This window comes from Rhodococcus sp. A14 (assembly GCF_011603105.1).
Lineage (GTDB): Bacteria > Actinomycetota > Actinomycetes > Mycobacteriales > Mycobacteriaceae > Rhodococcus_F > Rhodococcus_F opacus.
Window position 1 is genome coordinate 28261 of record NZ_JAAOQS010000017.1, and the last position, 21940, is coordinate 50200.

Here is a 21940-nt window from a genome sequence, read left to right on the forward strand (position 1 = left end):
ACCAGAAAGGCGCACGGGCGTCAGCTGAGGTAGCCGCCGCCGTGGGGGAAGAAGTCGGTTCCGGCGAGTTCGGTGCCGTCGTCGAGCCGGATGCGCTGGATCTTGAGGCCTTTGTTCCGGCCCGTGCGAGCGTCGGGTCCGGCGACGATGACCATTCCGTCGCCTTCGTGGATGAAGACACGCCCGGGCGTTCCACCGTAATTTCCTTCGGATACGGCGGCCTTCAGAACCCGGACACGCTGTCCCTTGTAATGGGTGAAGGCGTTCGGGTACGGGTCGGACTGCGCGCGGACGAGCCGTTCGATCGCGTCGGCGGGCCACGTCCAGTCGATGAGGCTGTCCTCGGGGGCACGCTTGTGGAAGAACGTGGCCTGCGAGCGGTCCTGCGGCGTCCAGTCCGTGCGACCGGACGCGATCAGCTCGAGTGCGTCGTGGGTGATCGGGCCGATCATGTCGACGGTGCGGTGGAACAGATCGGTGACGGTGTCCGACGGCCCGACGGGCGTCGACCTCTGCAAAACGATGTCGCCGGCGTCGAGTTCCTCGTCCATCAGGTGCGCGGTGAGGCCTACTTCTTCTTCACCGTTGATGAGCGCCCAGATGAGCGGGGAGAATCCTGTGTACTTGGGCAGGAGCGAGTCGTGAATGTTGAGGGTGCCGTAGCGGGGAGAGTCGAAGACGTCCCGTGGCAGCCAGGTGCGCCAGTTGTTGGCGACGACGATGTCGGGGTCGGCCTGCTTCAGCGCGGCCTTGAAGTTTTCGTCCGGCTTGGTGGCGATGTGCACGGGCACCCCGTGCTCGGTGGCCAGGTCGGCGACGGAGTCCGCCCACATCTGTTCGTAGACGTGGTCGCTCTTGGGGTGGGTGATCGCGAGGACGACCTCATGGTCGGACTGGAGCAGGGCCTGCAGGGTACGGTGACCCCAGGTTTGATATCCGAGTGTGGCGACTCTCAACGCGGTCCTCCTGGACGAGCTTGTCGGTCAGCGCCGCATGCGAGCGGCAGCGAAGCCAGCTTAGGCTATCCAACCTAATTCGGTGAGACCGCCCATGGAAGGAAGGCAACATGACGATCGCCACGATCAACGGGATCCCCCTGAATTACCAGGTCAAGGGATCCGGCGATTTAGTGGTGCTCATCATGGGAACCGGAAGCCCGGGACGGGTGTGGGATCTGCATCAGACCCCTGCGCTCATCGACGCCGGCTACCGTGTCTGTACGTTCGACAACCGGGGCATCGCGCCGTCCGGTGAGAGCCTCGGCGGGATCACCATGGACGATCTCGTCGCCGACACCGCGGGACTGATCGAGCACCTCGGCGGCGGACCGGCGCGTGTCGTCGGCACCTCGATGGGTGCCCGTGTCGCGCAGGAACTGGCCCTGACCCGGCCCGACCTCGTGCACAAGGCGGCGTTCCTCGCCGGTCACGCCCGCATGGACTACTTCCAGCAGACCCTCACCGAGGGCGAGCGTGCCCTGCACGACAGTGGGGTCGAACTCCCGGCCAAGTACCGGGCCGCGGTGACTGCCGTGATGAATCTGTCGCCCGCCTCGCTCGTCGACCCGCACACGGCCCGCGACTGGCTCGACCTGTTCGAGTTCAGCGGTGGCCGGACGTCGGACGGCGTGCGCGCGCAGATGGAGATGGACCGCAGCTTCGATCGTAGGCAGGCCTACCGGGCGATCACGACGCCGTGCCTGTCCATCGGTTTCGCCGACGACAGGATGATTCCGCCGTATCTGTCGCGTGAGGTGGCCGAGGCCATCCCGTCGGCTCGGTACTACGAGATCCCCGACGTGGGGCACTACGGCTACCTCGAACAGCCTGAAGTGGTGAACAAGGTGCTGCTCGAGTTCCTCGCCAACTGACAGTTCCGAGCGGCTGGGGGGGGCGATCACGGTGACGGCGAGATTCTGATGGCGTTGGGTATTCCGCGCCTCGGGGTGGGCATCGTCCGGTACGACATCGTGAACGGGGCGTTGTGGTGGGATGAAAAGGCCGCCGCTATCTTCGAGGACGACGGTTCCCGCCCACCGCTCGAATGGTGGCGGGAGCGGGTCCATTCCGAAGACATCGGTGCGGTGCGTCGCATGTTCGGTGACACCGCCGGGTCCGTCGGCGCGGAGTGTGTGTTCCGTATCGTGCTGGCAGATCGGTCGACCCGGTACATCCTCACCCGCAGCATCGACGTCACCACCGATGCGTCCGGTGCCCCTGTGGAGCTGACGGGAGTGGTCATCGAACTCGGGCACGTGGCCGGCCGGGACGCGCAGCTCGCGTCGTTGCTCGATCGGGTGGGCTTGGGGTTCTTGGCGCTCGACGGGGACCTTCGGATCATCTACGTCAACTCCGGCTGCCTGCGGCATGTGCGGCGGTCGCGGGACGAACTGCTCGGCCGTGTCGTCACCGAGGTTCTTCCGGAAACGCGCGGCAGCTACTTCGACGCACTGTGCCGCAAGGTTCTCGCCACCGGCCGGGAGCAGCAGACGCGGGTGGACTCGCTGTATTCGCCCGGGATGACGATCGAGGTGACCGCGGCGGCCGACTCCGGTGCACTGGTCGTGCATTTCCGGAACGTCACCGCGGAAGTCACCGCCCAGCAGCAGGCGGCGGAGGCACACGCCCTTCTTCTGCACGAGGCCACGCACGACAGTCTCACCGGACTGCTCAATCGCGCCGCCATCACCGAGCATCTGCAGCGCCTGTTCGAGCCCGGTGCGGGGCCTGCGGTCGCGTTGTTCCTCGACGTCGACGGGTTCAAGGACGTCAACGACACCCGGGGGCATCGCGTCGGTGATCGCATCCTGCAGGGGGTGTCCGAGCATTTGCGCCACGCGATGCGCGCTCCGTCCGCGGTCGGCAGGCTCGGCGGCGACGAGTTCGTCGCCATCCTGCCCGACATCGACGAACGCGACGTCGACGACGTGGTCACCCGGATGCTTGCGTCGATCACGACGCCGATCGACGTCGGCGACGAACTCCTCGTCGTGACGATCAGCGTGGGGATGGCGCGCAGCACGTCGGCTCGCACGGTCGACGAACTGCTCCATCATGCGGACACCGCCCTCTACGCAGCCAAGCGTCGAGGTGGGAACACCGCGGTCTGGCACCAGTAGGTTGCTGGGCGGCTGCCCCTGGGTGTCGACGCCGCCGCTCGTGTGCCAACGCCGCGAACGAGCGGTATGTTTACACGGCCGAACTCGACGCCGGGACCGCTTTGGTGCGGTAAAAGCTGCCGGCGGTGCGAGGGACACGCGTTCGTGGTGATTGAACACGAATTACCGCTGTGATAACCCGCGCCCGTGAACTTGCCGGCAACCGGCTTGTTGCTAGTGGGTAGCCTAACCTAAACTCCTTCGGGTGCCCGTCGTTGGACGGGCGCTCTCGACGGACGATCGGATCACCCATGTCTCCGGACCACTCGGCGGCTGCTCGCCCACAGCGCACTTCGGCTGAGGGCACTTCTCACTCGGCTCGCGTCAGTTCGACGTCTGTCGCGTTGCCGGTGACGGCCGCGCAGTCCGAGGTGTGGGTCGGGCAGCAGTTGAACCCGGGCAGCCCGGTCTACAACCTCTCGCTCGTCGTCGAGGTCGCGGGCCGGATCGACCTGGACCGTACCTCCGCGGCGATCCGGAAGACCGTCGAACGAGCCGAAGCCTTGCACGTGCGTTTCGAGCGAGGCGACGACAACGAACTGCTGCAGGTGCCGACAGCTTCCGATGCGTGGACTCTCGCCGTCGTGGACCTGCGAGGCGAAGTGGATCCCGAAGCGAGTGCGCGCGCGTGGATGGATCGCGACATGGAGACCGTGGTCGACCTCGACTGCGGCGAACCGTTGTTCCGGCACGCCCTGCTGCGCACCGGGGACGAGTCGGTGATCTGGTATCAGCGCTACCATCACAGCCTCATCGACGGATACGGCATCACCCTCCTCGTGGCCGACGTCGTCGATCGATACGAGCACCCGGAACTCGAGACGTCCACGGCGCCGTGGCCCCTCGACACTCTCGTGACGTCCGACCGCGACTACCGTGCGTCGGCGCGCTTCGAGTCCGACCGCGACTTCTGGATCCAGCAGGTGATCGACGCGCCGGAGCCTCCTCGGCTGCTCCCGCAGGTCGTCGACCACTCCGGGTCGCCGATCTCCGCCCTCGTCGAGATCGACGGGGACGACGCCGACGCGATCTACACCTTCGCCTCCGACGCCGGGATCCGGCGCACCCGGCTGCCGCTCGCCGCGGTCGTGGCGTACATCCACCGGTTCACCGGCCGCCGCGACCTCACCTTGTCGCTGCCGATGACGGCGCGGGTCGGACGCGAGCTGCGCCGCATCCCGGGTATGTGCTCGACGATCCTGCCGCTCCGGGTGCAGGTGGATCCCGAGATGACCGTGGGCGAACTCGCCACCCGCATCGATACGACGCTGATCTCGGTGCTGCGGCACGGGCGCTATCGCGGCGAGGACCTCGCCCGCGATCTGCGGTCGATCGATCCGGACCGTCAGATCTTCGGTCCCGGAATCAATTCCATGATGTTCGAGCACTCGCTGACGTTCGGCGGTTTCCCGGCGTGGGTGCGGGGTTCGGCCACCGGACCGGTCCGTGACCTCGATTTCTCCATCCGCGGTGGGCAGGATTCGGAGCCCATCCAGATCGACCTCCGGGCCCCGGCCGGTCTCGGCGCCGAGCTCGAGGAGCATCGCCGCCGGCTCGAGCACTTCGTCGGGCAGTTCGTCGCCGACCCGTCGCAGCCCATCGCGTCGCTCGATCCGATGACCGAGGCCGAGCGCAGGCTGTTGCTGGTGGAGTTCAACGACACGGCGTCCCCGCAGGAATCGGTGACTGTTCCCGACCTGTTCCATGCTCAGGTGTCGCGGACACCGGATGCCGAGGCCCTGATCGCCGGCGACATCCGGCTCACCTACCGGGAACTCGGGGAACGCGTGGCGCAGCTGTCCCACCACCTGCGCGCCCGCGGTGTCGAGGCGGAAACAGTGGTGGCGGTGGGTCTTCCGAGGTCGGCAGAGATGGTGATCGGGCTGCTCGCCGTCATGTGCTCGGGTGGGGCGTTCGTGCCCCTCGACCCGTCGTGGCCGGAGGACCGCCGGACCTCGGTCCTCGCGGACGCCGGGGCGGCGCTCGTTCTCACCGGACCCGGCGGAGTCACCGACGCGGGGGAGCGGGCCGTGCCGGTCGACCTCGCGGCGTGGGCGTACGCCGACCAGTCCACCGAGCCGCCCGCAGTGACCGTGCAGGGTTCGCGGCTGGCGTATGTCATCTTCACGTCGGGTTCGACGGGCAGGCCCAAGGGCGCCATGATCCGTCACGAGGCCGTCTGCGCGCGGCTGCTGTGGCAACGCGACCAGATCCTGGGCTTCGGACCCTCGGACGCGTCGCTGTTCAAGGCGCCACTGTCGTTCGACATCTCCGTGAACGAGATCCTGCTGCCCCTGGTGGCGGGTGGCCGGCTGGTGGTGGCCGAACCCGGTGGGGAACGGGACCCGCAGTATCTGCTGGACCTGATCGCCGGCGAGTCGGTGACGTTCGTCTATCTCGTGTCGTCGATGCTGGACGTGCTACTCGATTTGTCACGGGGTACGGATCGGCTGGCGGCGCTGAAGCATGTGTGGTGCGGCGGTGAGGTTCTCACTCCGCGCCTGTTCGAGAGGTTCCGATCGCAGCTCGCCATCACGCTGTACCACGGCTACGGCCCCGCGGAGGCGACGATCGGGGTGTCGCACGTGATCTATCGGGAGGACTCCGAGCGGATCGCGACGTCGATCGGCCGCCCGAACCCCAACACGCAGCTGTATGTGCTGGACGAACACCTGAACCCGGTGCCGCTCGGCACCGGCGGTGAGCTGTACGCCGGCGGATTCCTTCTCGGCCGCGGTTACGTGGACGCTCCGGGGCTCACGGCGTCCCGCTTCGTCGCCAACCCGTTCGCGAACGACGGATCCCGGTTGTATCGAACAGGTGACCTCGCGCGGTGGGCGCCGGACGGGTCCCTCGACTTCCTCGGCCGCGCGGACAATCAGGTGAAGATCCGGGGCATGCGACTCGAACTCGAGGACGTCGAGGTGGGCATCGTGTCCCATCCCGACGTCCGGCACAGTGCCGTCGTCGTGCGGGAGACGCCCTCGGGGGCAAAGTATCTCGCGGCCTACGTGGTGCCGAAGCAGGATACGGTACCGGACGTCGCCGAACTGCGGGTCTGGGCGTCGTCGAAGCTGCCGGAGTACATGGTGCCGTCGGCGTTCGTCGTCCTCGATCGGTTCCCGCTCACCCCCAACGGAAAATTGGACCGGCGTGCACTACCCGAGCCGGACCTCGGCGCGGCCGGCGAGAACGTCGCGCCCCGCACCGCCGCCGAGGAAACCCTGTGTGCGCTGATGGCGGGTGCTCTCGGGGTGGAGTCGGTGGGTGTCACCGACGACTTCTTCGCGTTGGGTGGCGACAGCATCGTCGCGATCCAGCTGGTCAACCACGCTCGGCGGGAAGGTCTTTCGATCAGCCCGCGGGAGATCTTCCAGCTCCGTACCGCCGAGGCGCTCGCCCGGGTCCAGGACGGCCGGACCGCGGCCGCCGTGGACTCCGACGACGTCGCAATCGGTGACGTCCGCAGCACCCCGATCGTCGCCCGCACCGCTGAGCGGGGCGGCGAGATCGCCGCGTTCCACCAGTCGGTGCTCGTGCAGACTCCCGCCGCCCTCGACGAGCACGCCGCGACGGCGGCGCTCGCCGCGGTTCTCGCGCGGCACGACGCCCTGCGCGCGACCCTCGTCCGCGGTAACGGAAGCGGCCTCCGCCGCGGGGGCGACCGCTGGACGCTGTCCGTGCCGGAACCGTCCCCGGCGGCGGTCGACGGAATCCTGCGGGTGGTCGACTTCGACGGCAGCGCGGACCAACTCGACATCGAGACACGGGCGGCCGTCGGAAGGCTCGACCCGGATGCGGGCACGATGGTGCAGGCCGTCCTCTTCGTCGCGTCCGACGGTCCCGGCCGGTTGCTGCTGATCGGACACCACCTGGTGGTCGACGGGGTGTCCTGGCGCATCATCCTCGAAGACCTCGCCCGCGCGGGATCAGCGGTTGCGGCGGGCGGCGTTCCCGAACTCGCTCCGGTCGGAACGTCGCTGCGCCGCTGGTCCGAGCTGCTCGACGAGCAGACGCGGTCGGGTGCCTTCGACCACGAACTGTCCTTCTGGGCGGACGCGGCGACCACGGAAGACCCGCTCCTCGGTTCGCGTGCGCTCGATCCCGCCCTCGACCTCGCCGGCGACGCCGAAACCCTCACGGTGACATTGCCTCCGGAGTTCACCCGGCCGCTGCTCTCCACCGTGCCCGCAGCGTTCCACGGCCACGTCAACGACGCGCTCCTCACCGGGGCCGCGGTGGCGCTGCAGAGGTGGCGAGACGGAGAGCCGGGCCCCGTGCTCCTCGATCTCGAGGGGCACGGACGCGAGGAAGACCTCGTGCGCCGCAGCGACGGACCCGCCCTCGACCTCTCCCGGACCGTCGGCTGGTTCACCACCGTCTACCCGGTGGTGCTCGACCCCGGCGCAGCGGCGGACGAGGTTGGAATCGCCGACGCGCTGAAGGCGGTGAAGGAGCAGTTGCGCCGCATCCCGGGTTCCGGGTTCGGCTACGGCGCGCTGCGCTACCTCGGTGTCCCGAAGCCGGAACTCGCGAACGCGCCGACCCCGCAGGTGCTGTTCAACTATCTCGGTCGGGTGACGTCCGCGGCGGGCGTCGACTGGCTGCCCCGAGCGATGGGCGGCGCGGACGATCCGCGGATGCCGCTCGGACACGCCTTGGCGTTCGACGTGATCGCCGAGGACGGCGCCGACGGCCCAGTCCTGCGCACGACATTGACGTGGGCGCCCGGTGTGCTCACCCGTGACGCCGTCCTGGCGCTCGCCGACGAGTGGACCGCGGTGCTGCGGGTGCTGGCCGGAGTCGACCGTCTCGGCGGTCACACGCCGTCGGACTTCCCACTGGTGTCGCTGACACAGCCGGACGTGGACGCGCTGGCGGGGGCGGCCGACGTGCTTCCGTTGACACCGCTGCAGGAGGGCATCTACTTCCAGTCGGCATTCGAGGACACGGGCACGGACCCGTACGTGGTGCAGCAGGTGATCGAACTGACCGGGCCCGTCGACGCGGCGGCGTTGCACCGTGGGCTGCAGGCGGTCGTCGACCGGCACGCTGCCCTCCGCGTCGGAGTGCGGGCGGTCTCGGACGGCAGGGTCGTGCAGGTGGTCGGCGAGAACGTCCAGGTGCCGATGGAGGTGCTCGATCTGACCGGCGTCGCGGATCCGGAGCAGCGCGTGGAACAGGTGCTGGCGGCGGATCGGGCCCGGGGCTTCGACTTCGGTCGCGGCCCCCTGCTGCGCTACACGCTCGCGCGGGTGAAACACCAAAAGTTTCTTCTGCTGCAGTCGATTCACCACATCGTCGCCGACGGATGGTCGGTGCCGGTGATGCTGCGGGAATTGATGGCCCTCTACAGCGTCGAGGGGAAGCTGCTGGCGCTGCCGACGCCCACGCCGTACCGGAGCTACCTCGAATGGCTGGATGCGCGCGACCGTCGGGCGTCGCTCGCCGTGTGGCGGGAGGCGCTCGCCGATGCCTCCGAGCCGGTGGAACTTCCGAAGCCGTCGTCGAAGGGAGAGTCCGGGATACACAGTGTCCGGGCGACACTGCCGTCGGACGCCACCGTCGCGCTGTCCGCGGTGGGCCGGGCCCGCGGATTGACGCTCAGCACGCTCGTGCACGGCACGTGGGGTCTGGTCCTCGGTCGCCTCACCGGCCAGGAGGACGTGGTGTTCGGTTCGACGGTGTCGGGCCGCGGCGGCGACCTTCCCGGTATCGAGACCATGGTGGGCCTGTTCATCAACACCGTGCCCACCCGGCTGCGGTACCGGCCGACCGACACGGTGGCCGAGACCCTCGCCCGGTGGCAGCAGGAGCAGTCGACGCTGCTCGACCACCAGTACCTGGGCCTGCCCGACCTGCGCCGGGAAGCGGGACTGCAGGACCTGTTCGAGACGCTCGTCGTGTTCGAGAACTATCCGCTCGGCGACGGCGCGGTGGCGGATCCCACCGGTGCGGTGCAGTTGACCGGCATCCGGTTCGACGAGCACCCGCCGTACCCGATGACGCTGATCGTCGTGCCCGGTGACGCGCTGACGCTCGAGCTGAAATACGACGTCGCCCGCATCGATGCGGCGACCGCGACCCGATTCGCGGAGTCGACGGTGGCGTACCTCGCGGAGCTGACGCGGGACGTCGACCAGAACGTGTCTTCCGTCGTGCTGGCGTCGCGTGAGCCGATCGACGCGGCACTGCGCGACGTCGAGGCGGAGTTCCCCGAGACGACGGTGACGGCGCTGCTCGAGGAGCAGGCCGCCCGGACACCCGACGCGGTGGCCGTCGTGTTCGAGGACGAACACCTCACCTACGCCGAACTGCACGCGCGCGCGAACCGCCTCGCCCGGCTGCTCGTCGACCGCGGGGTGACACCCGAGTCGAAGGTGGCGGTGGCACTGCCCCGTTCGCTGGATCTGATGGTGGCGCTCCTCGCGGTCGGGAAGGCGGGCGGCGCCTACGTTCCACTCGACACCGGTTACCCCGCCGACCGGCTGGCGTTCATGCTGGAGGACGCGGAACCGGTGTGCGTCCTCACCGACGGCACCGTGCCGTTCTCCGGGTCCGATGTTCCGCAGGTCCGGGTGTCGGACGCCGACCGGTACTCGCCCGAGCCGCTGACCGGTGTCGCGCTCGTGCCCCAGCACCCCGCCTACGTGATCTACACGTCGGGCTCGACGGGACGGCCCAAGGGGGTCGTCGTGCCGCACGCCGGCATCGTCAACCGTCTGTTGTGGGTTCAGCGGTTCCGTCCGATCACCGCTACGGACAACGTGTTCCAGAAGACGCCGTCCAGCTTCGACGTGTCGGTGCTGGAGTTCTTCGGACCGCTCCTCGCCGGGGCGACCCTCGTGCTGGCGCGGCCGGACGGCCACAAGGACCCGGCGTACCTCGCCGACGTCATCGTCCGGCAGTCGATCACGCGTGTGCATTTCGTGCCCTCGATGCTCGAGGTGTTCCTTGCCGAGCCCGCCGCAGCCCGGTGCACCGGGCTGCGGATCATCTCGTGCAGTGGTGAGGCGCTTCCCGTGGCATCCGCGCGGCGCGTCGCCGAACTCCTGCCGGGAGTGGAACTCGACAACCTCTACGGTCCGACCGAGGCGTCGGTCGACGTCAGCTACGCCGCGTCGGTGCAGGGAATCGACGCGGCCGCGCCGTCCGTGCCGATCGGCCTGCCCACGTCCAACACCGGTCTCTACGTGCTCGATCGGTATCTGCAGCCGGTGCCCGCGGGTGCGGCCGGTGAGCTGTACCTGTCGGGGCCACAGCTGGCCCGCGGCTACCTGGGCAGGCCCGGGCTGAGCGCCGAGCGCTTCGTCGCCGACCCGTTCTCCCGCACCGGGTCCCGCATGTACCGCACCGGTGACGTCGCCCGGGTCAACGCCGACGGTGCGGTCGAATACCTCGGCCGGGTCGACGATCAGGTGAAGTTGCGCGGCTTCCGCATCGAACTGGGCGAGATCGAAGCCCAGATGGCCGCCTGCCCCGGAGTGCGGCAGGCTGCCGCCGTCGTGCGCTCGGACCGGCCCGGTCAGCAGCAGCTGGTCGGATACGTCGTCGGCGACGCCGACCCCGACGACGTCCGTGCGCAGTTGGCCACGGCGCTGCCGGAATTCATGGTGCCCGTCGCGTTCGTGATGCTGGACGAGTTTCCGCTCGGCCCCAGCGGCAAGCTGAACCGTAAAGCCCTCCCCGCACCGGACTTCTCCGCGCAGGCGACGTCCGCGCCGGCCGTGGAGAGCGGACCGGCAGCGGTGCTGGCCGCCCACTACGCCGAGGTTCTCGGTCTCGGGACCGTCGGGGTGGACGACGACTTCTTCGCGCTCGGCGGCGACAGCATCCTCGCCATCCGCCTGGTGAATCTCGCTCGCCGGGAGGGAATCACCGTCACGCCGCGGCAGATCTTCGAACAGCGGACGCCGGCCGCGCTCGCGCGGCTGGTCGCGGCCACCGTCGTCGCGTCGGCCCCGCGCGTGGAGGAGTCGGGCACCGGTGTCCTGCCGCCGCTACCGGTGGTCCATCGGCTGTCCGAATGGAGTGGCGGAAAGAACCGCTTCAACCAGGCCGTTCTGCTCCACACACCGGCGGGAACCAGCACTACCGTCCTGACGGCCGCCCTGCACTCGGTGATCGGTCACCACGACGGCCTGCGGCAGAAGCTCACCCGGCACGCGCCGGGTGTGTGGTCGCTCGAGATCACCGAATCCGCAGACCTGGAACTGCGTCGCGTCGACGTCACCGGACTCGACGCCGCCGCGCTGCGCGAAACCGTCGCAGCAGAATCCGACGCCGCCACCGATCGGCTCGACCCCGACGACGGCACCATGCTGTCGGCGGTGTGGTTCGACGCCGGCCCGCAGGAGCTGGGCAGGCTCCTCCTCGTCGCACACCATCTGGTGATCGACGGGGTGTCGTGGCGGACGCTGATCGAGGACCTCGCCATGGCGTGGGTGGCGGCCGACAGCGGCCAGGACGCCGCGCTCGACCCGGTGCCCACGTCGCTGCGCGGATTCGCCCGCATCGTCACCGAGCAGGCGCAGGACCCCGCCCGGCTCGCCGAACTCGACCACTGGCTGCGCGTCACCGAACCCGGTGCCGACCTGGTGGCCGACACCGACGGGCACGCGGTCGTGAGCAGCGGCGCACGGCGGACGGTCCTCCTGGACCCGCAACTCACGACGGCGCTGCTGACCACCGTTCCCGCCGTGGTCGGCGCCGACGTCACCGATGTGCTGCTCGCGGCGCTACGACTGTCGGCCGACCGGTGGTTCGCCGGCCGTGGACGCGAGAACGACCTGCTGGTGGACCTCGAGCGGCACGGCCGCGAAGAACTCACCGAGGGCGTGGATCTCTCCCGGACCGTCGGCTGGATCACCAACGTCACCCCCGTCCGGCTGCGCAGCCGGACGGGCGCACTCGAGACGCTCCAGGACGTCAAGGAACAGCTGCGCGGCGCCCCCGACGGCGGCATCGGCTACGGCATGCTGCGGTACGTCAACGCGCGCACCGCGGGTCTTCTGGCGGCACGGGCGGAATCGCAGGTGCTGTTCAACTACCTGGGCCGCATGCCGAACGCGGTGTCCGGACCCTGGACGCCCGCGGTCGAATCCGACTCGCTGGCAACCGATCCCGATGCCGATCTCGGTGGCCCTTACCGGCTGGTGATCAACGCCCTGTGCGAGGAGTCCGAGCGGGGCACCGAACTGCAGGCCGTCTTCGCCTGGTCGGACGCAGACCTGAGCGAGGCCGACGTCGTCGCGTTGAGCGACGGCTGGGTGTCGGCACTTCGTGAACTGGCCGACGCCGCAGGAGAACACGACGGACCGGCGATGCTCACACCGTCCGACCTTCCCCTCGTGGAGCTGACGCAGGAGGAGATCGACCGGATCGTCGAGGCGAGCCCGAGCGGGGTCGACACGGTGCTGCCGCTGTCGCCGCTGCAGGAGGGCCTCTACTTCCAGGCCGGGTTCGACTCCGGCGCCGACATCTACACGGCACAGTTCTCACTCGACTTCGCGCACCGCCTCGACACCGACAGGCTCGCCGCCGCGCTGCGCACCCTGCAGCGACGCAACCCCACGCTGCGAGCAGGATTCGTCAGCGCAGGGCTGCCCGCGCCGGTGCAGTTCTTCGGCGCCGGCCTGGACGTGCCCATCGCCGAGTTCGACCTCCGGGAACTCGACGAGCCCGAACGCGCGTCCTACGCCGAACAGCTGACCGCACAGGACCGGCTGACACCGTTCGACCTCACCTCCCCGCCGCTGTGGCGGGCAATGGTGCTGCGGCTCGGTGACTCCCACGACCGACTGGTGATCAACCGGCAGTTCCTGCTGTGGGACGGATGGTCCAACGGCCTCGTCGTCAGCCAGCTGCTCGCCCTCTACGAATCGGGCGGCGACGACTCCGGGTTCGCCGCCCCGGAAGGATCTTTCGAGGACTACCTGCAGTGGCTGGCCACCCGGGACTCCGGTGCCGCGCAGTCGGCGTGGACCGACGCGCTCGGCGGGCTCGACGAACCGACGCTGCTGGCCGCGACCGTCGTGGGGGAGCCGCAGCCACCCCAGCGCCGGGACGCGGTGCTGTCCGAGGAACTGAGCGAACGGCTCCGTGCCGGTGCCCGCGGTGCCGGTGTCACGTTCAACGCGGTGCTCAATGCCGCGCTGGCCGTCGTGCTCGGAATCGAGACCGGACGCCGGGACCTGGTGTTCGGCACCACCGTGGCCGGGCGCCCACCGGAGGTCCCGGGCATCGACGCGGTGGCGGGAATGTTCCTCAACACCGTCCCCGTCCGGACGACGCTGCGCGCCGGCGAGACCGTCGCCGACCTGCTCCGGCGAATCCAGTCGGAGAGGTTGGCGCTGACCCCGTACGACTACCTCGGGCTCGCCTCCATCCAGCGGGTCTCCGAGCACCGGCAGCTGTTCGACGTGCTGTACGTGCTGCAGAACTTCGTGGACGAGAAGCAGGTGGCGGCGCTCGATGCGGCGCACGACATCAGCGGCGGCGACAGCATCGATCACACGCACTACCCGGTCACGGTCGTCGTGACGCCGGGCGCGAGCGTGAAGGTGAAGTTCGAGTTCCACCCCGAGAAGATCTCGGAGTCGCGGGTCGAACGTATGCTGTCGCGGTACCTGACCGTGCTCGAGGAGTGGTCCACCGACCTGTCGGGTGTGGTCGGCGGAATCGCCGGTGCCGCAACGCCCGCGCCGTTCGAACGGAAGGCTCTGCCCGACAGAACCATCGCCGATCTGTTCGCCGACGCGGCCCGACTCCGACCGGACGAGACGGCCCTGGTGTTCGGGGACCGCACCGTGAGTTACGCCGAACTCGACGCCGACGTGAACCGGATGGCCCGGCTCCTGCTGGGCCGCGGCGCGGGCCCGGAGCGGATCGTCGCACTCGCGCTGCCGCGGGCGGTGGAGATGGTGGTCGCGCTGTTCGCCGTGCTGCGCACCGGATCCGCGTACCTGCCGCTCGAACTGGACCACCCCGCCGAGCGCCTCGTCGCGATGCTCGACGACGCGCGTCCGACGGTCCTGGTCACCACGTCGGACGTCGCGGGAACCCTCGCCGCTGCGACGGTCGACACGCTGACCGTCGACACTCTGGACGTCGGCGCGGTCGCGTCCGGACCGCTGTCGGAGGCCGAACTCGGCGGATTCGCGCCCGGAACCCCCGGGCGCCTGGACCATCCGGCGTATGTCATCTACACGTCCGGGTCCACGGGCAAGCCGAAGGGCGTCGTCACCCCGTACCGCGGCCTGACCAACATGCAGTTCAACCATCGTGAGGCGATCTTCGAACCCGTCGTGGCCGCTGCGGGCGGCCGGCGACTGCGCATCGCGCACAGCGTGTCGTTCGCGTTCGACATGTCGTGGGAGGAACTGCTGTGGCTGGTCGAAGGTCACGAGGTCCACATCTGCGACGAGAATCTGCGGCGTGACGCCGAGGCGCTCGTGGCCTATTGCGACGCCCACGCGATCGACGTCGTCAACGTGACGCCGACGTACGCCCAGCACCTCGTCGAGGAGGGTCTGCTCGACGACGGTCCGGGGCGGCACCGGCCGCCGCTGGTGCTCCTCGGCGGCGAGGCAGTACCGGATTCGGTGTGGAACCGGTTGCGCGACACGGACGGAACGGTCGGGTACAACCTGTACGGTCCCACCGAGTACACGATCAACACCCTCGGCGCCGGCACCGCGGACAGCGCGACACCCACCGTCGGCACCCCGATTTGGAATACGTCCGCCTACGTGCTGGACGCCTGGTTGCGTCCGGTCCCGGACGGCGTTCCCGGTGAGTTGTACATCTCCGGGGTCGGGTTGGCGCGCGGCTACCTCGACCGGTTCGCGCTGACGGCGGAGCGGTTCGTCGCCGACCCGTTCCGGGAATCCGTACGTATGTATCGGACGGGTGATCTCGTCCGGAGACGTGAGGACGGGAATCTCGACTTTCTCGGCCGGACCGACGATCAGGTGAAGATCCGCGGTCACCGGGTGGAACTCGGCGAAATCGCGTCCGCGCTCGAAGCGCTGGACGGCGTGCGCCAGGCGGCTGTCGTGGTCGACTCCGGTGCGGGTGGATTCAAGCGACTGGTCGGCTACGCCGTCCCCGTGAGTACTTATCAACCGCGGGACGTTGACAAGTACTCACAGGCGCTGCGCGCAACGTTGCCGGACTACATGGTGCCCGCCGCGGTCATCAAGGTCGACAGCCTGCCGATGACGGTCAACGGCAAGCTCGACGTCAAGGCGCTGCCGTCGGCGGACGACGTGCTCGGCCGCAGCGGCGGCGCGCGCACGGAACCGCGCACCGACACCGAACGGGTGCTGTCCGCCTTGTTCGGTGAGGTCCTCGGCGTCCCCGCCCCCGGGGTCGACGACGACTTCTTCGACCTCGGCGGTCACTCGTTGCTGGCCACCAGGCTGATCAGCCGGGCACGGGCCGCACTCGACACCGACCTCACCATGCGCGACCTGTTCGAGGCACCGACCGTGGCGGAACTGGCCGCCCGGATCGGCGACGACACCGGATCGACGCGTCCGGTACTGGTGGCTCGGCCGCGTCCCGAGCACCTGCCGCTCTCCGCTGCGCAGCAACGACTGTGGCTGCTCCAGCAGATGGAGGGCGCGTCGGTTCGGGATGGGGCGGGCCCCGCCGTCGCGTACAACTTCCCGATCGTCCTGCGACTGCAGGGTGCACTGGACCCCGGGTTGTTCGAGCAGGCGCTGACCGACGTCGTGTCGCGGCACGAATCGCTGCGAACGGTGTTCGGGGAGCACGACGGTGAACCGGTGCAGGTGATCCTGGACGACGCCCGCCCCGACGTCGCGGTGGTGGACGGCACCGAGGCCGATCTGGTCCGGCTGATCACCGAGACCGTCGGCCGCCCGTTCGACCTGGCCACGGAGATCCCGGTGCGCGCGAGCCTCATCCGGGTCGCGGACGAACACGTGCTGGCCATCGTGCTGCACCACATCGCCACCGACGAATGGTCGGACCGCCCGTTCCTGCGGGACCTGATGACGGCGTACGCCGCTCGCGCGCAGGGTTCGGCGCCGGCGTGGGAGCCGCTCGGCGTGCAGTACGCCGACTACACGCTGTGGCAGCGCGACGTTCTGGGTGATCCGCAGGACCCGTCCAGCCTCGTCAGCCGTCAACTCGACTACTGGGCGACGACTCTCGACGGTGCGCCGGAGGAGTTGGTGCTCCCCACCGACCGCACCCGTCCCGCGCGGCCCAGCTTCGCCGGTGGCGCGATCGAGACGACGCTCGACGCCGCGATGACACGGGCCCTGCGTGCGCTCGCGCGGACGTCGGGAACCAGCATGTTCATGGTGCTGCACGCGGCGTCGGCGGCGTTGCTGCACCGTCTCGGTACGGGCGACGACCTGCCGATCGGCGCGCCGGTCGCCGGTCGCAGCGAACAGGGTCTCGACGACCTGATCGGATTCTTCGTCAACACCGTGGTGCTGCGGACGGACGTGTCCGGCAACCCCACGTTCGACGAGCTGCTGGCACGGGTCCGCGACACCGACCTGGCGGCGTTCTCGCATGCGGACGTCCCTTTCGAAACCGTCGTGGAGAAGGTGAATCCGGCGCGGACCCTGGCCCGGAACCCGCTGTTCCAGGTGATGGTCGGCTACCACAGCCGGACGTCCGATTCGGCGCTCGCACCCGGACTGGCCCTCGCCCCGGTGGCGTTCGAGGAACGCACCGCCAAGTTCGACCTGGTGTTCAACTTCACCGAGTACCTCGACGACGACCGGGTCGAGCTGCGTTTCGAATACGGCTCCGACCTGTTCGACCGGGCCACCGCGGAGAAGATCGCGCGCAGGCAGGTCGTGGTGCTGGACGCCCTCGCGTCGGACTCGGGTCGCACGGTCGGCGACCTCGACGTGTTCCTCGGCGACGAACGCGAACTCGTGGTGCGCGGGTTCAACGACACCGCACAGCCGGTGGCGGAGGAGACGTTCTACGAGGCATTCGCCCGCCACGTGGCCGCGACCCCCGACGCCGTGGCAGTCGTCGACGACGACGGTGAGGTGACCTACGCGGACCTGAGTGTTCGCGCCGACCGAATCGCCGCACTGCTGCATCGTCGCGGCGTTTCCGTCGAAGACGTTGTGGGACTCGCGGTCCCGAGGTCGGCGCAGATGGTCTCGGTCGTGCTCGGGGTGCTGAAACTCGGGGCCGCGTACCTTCCGCTCGACCTGAACCACCCGTCCGACCGCATCTCCTACATGCTCGCCGACTCCGCCGCGCGGGTGCTGGTGACCACGGTGGGGGAGAGCCCGCGCATCGCGGACGTCGGCAGCCTCGCTCGCGTTCTCCTCGACGACGCGTCCGTCGTCGCGGAACTCGGGACCGGCCCCGCCCCGCAGGTGCCACGGCCCCCGCAGGGCCTGGACCACGCCGCGTACGTCATCTACACGTCGGGCTCCACCGGTAAACCCAAGGGCGCGATCCTCACTCACGACGGGATCCCCAGCCTCGTCGCGACCGCCGAACAGCGGATGAAGCTCGTCCCCGGTTCGGTGGTGATGCAGTTCGCGTCGATCGGATTCGACGTCGCGGTCTTCGAGTTGTCGATGGCACTGTGCACGGGATCCCGCCTGGTGATCGTGCCCGACGAGTCCCGTGTCGCCGGACCGGAACTCACCGACTTCATGGCCACACACGCCGTGACGCACGCGATCATTCCGCCGTCACTGCTGGCGGCGTTGCCGTCGGGGTGTGACGTCCCCGAGGGCTGCACCGTGCTGGTGGGCACCGAGACCGTGCCGCCGGAACTGATCGGACGCTGGGCGGAACGGCTCAACCTGCTGGCCGCGTACGGTCTCACCGAGGCCACCGTCAACAACACGCTGTGGCAGGCGCAACCCGGATGGAACTCGGCCGTGCCGATCGGCATCCCCGATCCCAACGAGCAGGCGTACGTCCTCGACGACCGCCTGCAGCCGGTACCGCCGGGAGTGGCGGGCGAGTTGTACATCGCCGGACGCGGACTGGCCCGCGGCTACCTCGGCCGGCCCGACCTCACGTCGGTACGGTTCCTGCCCAGCCCCTTCGGCGACGCGGGCACCCGGATGTACCGGACCGGTGACCGGGCGCGCTGGCGGGCCGACGGCAACATCGACTTCCTCGGACGCGTCGACGACCAGGTGAAGATCCGCGGATTCCGCATCGAACTCGGCGAGATCATCGCGGCCCTCGGAAGCCATCCGGTGGTGAAGCAGTCGGCGGTCGTCGCGGACCGGTCCGGCGACATCGTCCGGCTCGTGGGCTATGTGACACCGGCCGACGGTCACGGAGCCGGGCAGATCGATCCGCAGGCGGTGCGGGAACACGCCGCCGCGCGGTTGCCCGACTACATGGTGCCGACTCTCGTGGTCGTGCTGGACGGCGATCTCCCGTTGACACCCAACGGCAAACTCGACCGCAAGGCGCTTCCGCTGCCGGACTGGTCGGCCCTGACCGGGGACGGCGCCCCGCAGACGTCGGAGCAGAAGGAGATCGCCGCAGTGTTCGCCGACATCCTGCATCTGCCGTCGGTGGGCATCCACGACAACTTCTTCGACCTCGGCGGCAACTCCATGGCGTCGATGCGGGTGGTGGGACGGATCCGCGGGCGGTTCGCCGTCGACATCGGTATCCGGGACGTGTTCGACAATTCCACGGTGGCCGAACTCGCCGCACTCGTCGCGGGGGCCTCGTCCACCGGCAGGCCGGTGCTGACGGCAGCGGACCCGAGACCGGAGGCGCTGCCGTTGTCCGGGCCGCAACGCCGGTTCTGGAAGCAGTTCCGGGCGGCCGGCGCCGAGGCGCGGGCCAGTCACGCACTGTCGCTGCAGCTTCGCGATACCGTCGATGTCGAGATCCTGGCGCAGGCTCTCGACGACGTCACGTCCCGGCACGAACCGCTGCGGACCGTGTACGTAGAGGCCGGGGACACCGTCGTCGCGCAGGAAGCGGTGCGGCCCGCCCTCGAACTCGTCGACGTCGGGGACGGAGACGTTCACCGCACCGTCTTCGAATTGGCGCAGGAACCCCTCGATCTCACCGAGCACGCACCGCTCCGGGTGCATCTCGTGACCGGCGCCGACGGCACCCAGGTGTTGCTCCTCGCGATGCACTACATCGCCGTCGACGAGTGGTCCGTGGTGCCGTTGCTCGGTGATCTGATGGGCGCATACGCAGCGCGCTCGCACGGCGAGGGACCCGGGTGGGAACCGCTGCCCGTCGGATACGCCGACTACGTCGTGTGGTCGCAGGCACTCGTCGGCGATCCCGAGGACCCGGACAGCCGTCGGTCGCGTCAGCTCGACTACTGGCGGGAGACGCTGGACGGCATGCCGTCCCGGCTCGACCTGCCCGCCCCGGCCGGGCGCGGACCGCGGACGGCGGAGATCGTGCCGGTCGAGATCGACGCGGAACTCCACAGCGCGGCCCGGAGGTTCGCGAGCGACACGGGCACCAGCCTGTTCATGGTGTTGCAGGCCGCACTCGCCACCGTGCTGACACGGCACGGCGCGGGCACAGACATTCCGCTGGGGTCACTCGTCGCGGGACGCACGGAGGAGGCGCTGGACGCGCTGGTCGGCTGCTTCTTCAATATCGTTCTGTTGCGAACGGATACGAGCGGTGATCCCGATCCCGTGGAGTTGCTGCGGCGTGTCCGTACCGCGAATCTCGACGCGCTGGACAACCAGGATGTGGCGTTCGCCGACGTCGTGGAGGCGGTCGGTGAGACCGCGGTGCTGCGTCCGCAGGTCATGCTCGTTCATCACGAGCAGGCCAGGCTCGGTCGTCTCGACGCGCTGGGTGGGTTGATGCCGGTGCCGGTGGGTGTTCCGGATTCGGACCTGACGCTGAGTTTCTACGAGCCGATCGGCGACGGACCCGTCCACGCGTATTTCTCGTTCTCCTCGGATGTGCTGGACGCCGAGACGGTTCGTGGCTGGGCGTCGGAGTTGTCGTCGCTGGTCACCGTGTGGGCGGAAGGATCCCGATGATCAAGAGTGATCCAGATCGCAGTTCCGGGGCGGAGTTCGCCGCCGCGAGGGCCGGAAGTACTTGGTACTGTGCTGGAAATAAGGATAGGCTTCACTATCTTTTCGAAGGCGGACGGCGGCTGGGTCGGGTGCGGCGCGGCGTCGAGGACGGACAACGAGCTATGAGTGAATCGCCGGAAACGGTCGGTACAGATCTCCCGGTGCGAGATGTCGTGGGTGTCGGATTCGGTCCCGCTAACCTCGCCCTGGCCATTGCCATCGAGGAGCACAATGCGGAGTGCCCCCCGCGCGAGCGGATCAGCGCGCAGTTCTTCGAGAAGCAGGATCGGTTCGGGTGGCATCCTGGGATGCTTCTCGACGGCGCGACGATGCAGATCGCGTTTCCGAAGGACCTGGTGACGTTCCGGAATCCGCGTAGCGCATTCACCTTCTTCAATTACCTTTTCGATCAGGGTCGCCTCGTCGACTTCGTCAATCACCAGACCTTCTTCCCGACTCGTCACGAGTTTCACGACTACTTGCAGTGGGCGGCACGCCGAGTGGACGCCGACGTGCGATACGGCACCGCGGTGGAGACCGTGCGCGGAATCCGCGGCGACGACGGGGTGATCGACCGTTTCGAGGTCCGCGCCGCCGACGGCAGCACGGTGATCGCGCGCAACGTCGTGATGGGCGCCGGTCTGCGGGAACGAATCCCCGAGTGGGCCAACCCCTCTGCGCGGTGCTTCCACAACCACCAGTTCCTGTTCCGGCTCGGTGAGATGCCGGCCCCGGTCCACCATCGGTTCGTCGTCCTCGGAGCGGGTCAGAGTGCCGCCGAGATTGTGCAGTACCTGCACGGAAACTACCCCGAAGCCGAAGTCCACAGCGTCTTCTCGCGGTACGGGTACAGCCCGGCCGACGACAGTCCGTACGCCAACCGCATCTTCGATCCGGAGGCGGTGGACGATCTGCACGGTGCCCCGGAGGCGGAGCGTCTGCGATTGCTGGATGTCCATAGGAGTACTAACTATTCGGTGGTCGACATCGAGCTCATCAACGAGCTCTACGCGACCGAATACCAGGAACGCGTTCGTGGGCGTCGTCGCCTGTTCATGCGTCGCGCGTCGGAGATCATTGCCGTCGACGAGACTTCGGACGGAATCGAGGTGGCTGTCCGCAGCGGCGTGGACGGCCTCACCGACACTCTCGCTTGCGACGCACTGATTCTGGCCACCGGTTTCACCCCCGCACCCCTCGAACCTCTACTCGGCGATCTCGCGCCGCAAACCCACCCGCCGCGCGACGTGGGCCGAGATTACAGATTGGCGGTTTCACCGGACGTCACAGCGGGAATCTATCTGCAGGGCGGCACGGAGAAAACGCACGGAATCACGTCGTCGCTCCTGTCGAACGTTGCCGTGCGGGCGGGAGAGATCGTTACATCTGTCGTAACAAGGCGTGGCCGCAACGGCACGCTTGCTAGTGTGAACGCACAGGACACGTATGCGACAAGCGAGGCGAGATGAGCACCAATCCATTCGATGACGAAGAAGGCCGCTTCTACGTGCTGGTGAACGATGAGGACCAGCACTCACTGTGGCCCACGTTCTCTGAGGTGCCGGCAGGCTGGCGCGTAGTTTTCGGCGAGGAAAGCCGGGCCGCGTGCCTCGAGTACGTGGAGAAGAACTGGACCGACATGCGGCCGAAGAGCCTGCGTGAGGCCATGGAGGCCGACGAGAAGTCGGGCGGACGGCACAGCGTCGACAAGAGCTGACCTCCCCGGGCGCCG

6 protein-coding genes are annotated in these 21940 nt (G+C 68.7%); 5 read left to right on the forward strand and 1 reads right to left on the reverse strand.

Annotated features, from left to right (window positions below; translation table 11 throughout):
* Positions 1 to 20: 20 nt before the first annotated feature.
* Positions 21 to 956: a methionyl-tRNA formyltransferase gene (locus G9373_RS12035; protein WP_064080302.1), complete on the reverse strand. Its 936-nt coding sequence runs from the start codon at positions 954 to 956 to the stop codon at positions 21 to 23.
* A 110-nt stretch (positions 957 to 1066) separates the two neighbouring features.
* Here G9373_RS12035 and G9373_RS12040 point away from each other — a divergent pair, with 110 nt between their 5' ends.
* The 5 genes from G9373_RS12040 (at position 1067) to G9373_RS12060 (ending at position 21925) form a co-directional block, all read left to right on the forward strand.
* Positions 1067 to 1870: an alpha/beta hydrolase gene (locus tag G9373_RS12040; RefSeq protein WP_005244521.1), complete on the forward strand. Its 804-nt coding sequence runs from the start codon at positions 1067 to 1069 to the stop codon at positions 1868 to 1870.
* 48 nt (positions 1871 to 1918) lie between these two features.
* Positions 1919 to 3118, forward strand: a complete 1200-nt coding sequence (locus G9373_RS12045; protein WP_133986087.1) for a sensor domain-containing diguanylate cyclase — start codon at positions 1919 to 1921, stop codon at positions 3116 to 3118.
* A gap of 290 nt (positions 3119 to 3408) precedes the next feature.
* The gene (locus G9373_RS12050; protein ID WP_167115287.1) at positions 3409 to 20169 is read left to right on the forward strand and encodes a non-ribosomal peptide synthetase; all 16761 of its coding nucleotides are present in this window, start codon (positions 3409 to 3411) and stop codon (positions 20167 to 20169) included.
* Positions 20170 to 20330: 161 nt separating this feature from the next.
* Positions 20331 to 21677 (forward strand): SidA/IucD/PvdA family monooxygenase, encoded by a 1347-nt coding sequence (locus tag G9373_RS12055; RefSeq protein WP_005561481.1) that lies wholly within the window; start codon positions 20331 to 20333, stop codon positions 21675 to 21677.
* The gene (locus tag G9373_RS12060) at positions 21674 to 21925 is read left to right on the forward strand and encodes an MbtH family protein (protein WP_005244517.1); all 252 of its coding nucleotides are present in this window, start codon (positions 21674 to 21676) and stop codon (positions 21923 to 21925) included. The genes G9373_RS12055 and G9373_RS12060 overlap by 4 nt, the downstream gene beginning before the upstream one ends.
* Positions 21926 to 21940 lie beyond the last annotated feature (15 nt).

What these genes read in the sequence shown, in the direction of transcription:
- G9373_RS12040 (WP_005244521.1), top strand. Translation starts at nt 1,067, where the DNA reads ATGACGATCGCCACGATCAACGGGATCCCCCTGAATTACCAGGTCAAG.
- G9373_RS12045 (WP_133986087.1), top strand. Translation starts at nt 1,919, where the DNA reads ATGGCGTTGGGTATTCCGCGCCTCGGGGTGGGCATCGTCCGGTACGAC.
- G9373_RS12050 (WP_167115287.1), top strand. Translation starts at nt 3,409, where the DNA reads ATGTCTCCGGACCACTCGGCGGCTGCTCGCCCACAGCGCACTTCGGCT.
- G9373_RS12055 (WP_005561481.1), top strand. Translation starts at nt 20,331, where the DNA reads ATGAGTGAATCGCCGGAAACGGTCGGTACAGATCTCCCGGTGCGAGAT.
- G9373_RS12060 (WP_005244517.1), top strand. Translation starts at nt 21,674, where the DNA reads ATGAGCACCAATCCATTCGATGACGAAGAAGGCCGCTTCTACGTGCTG.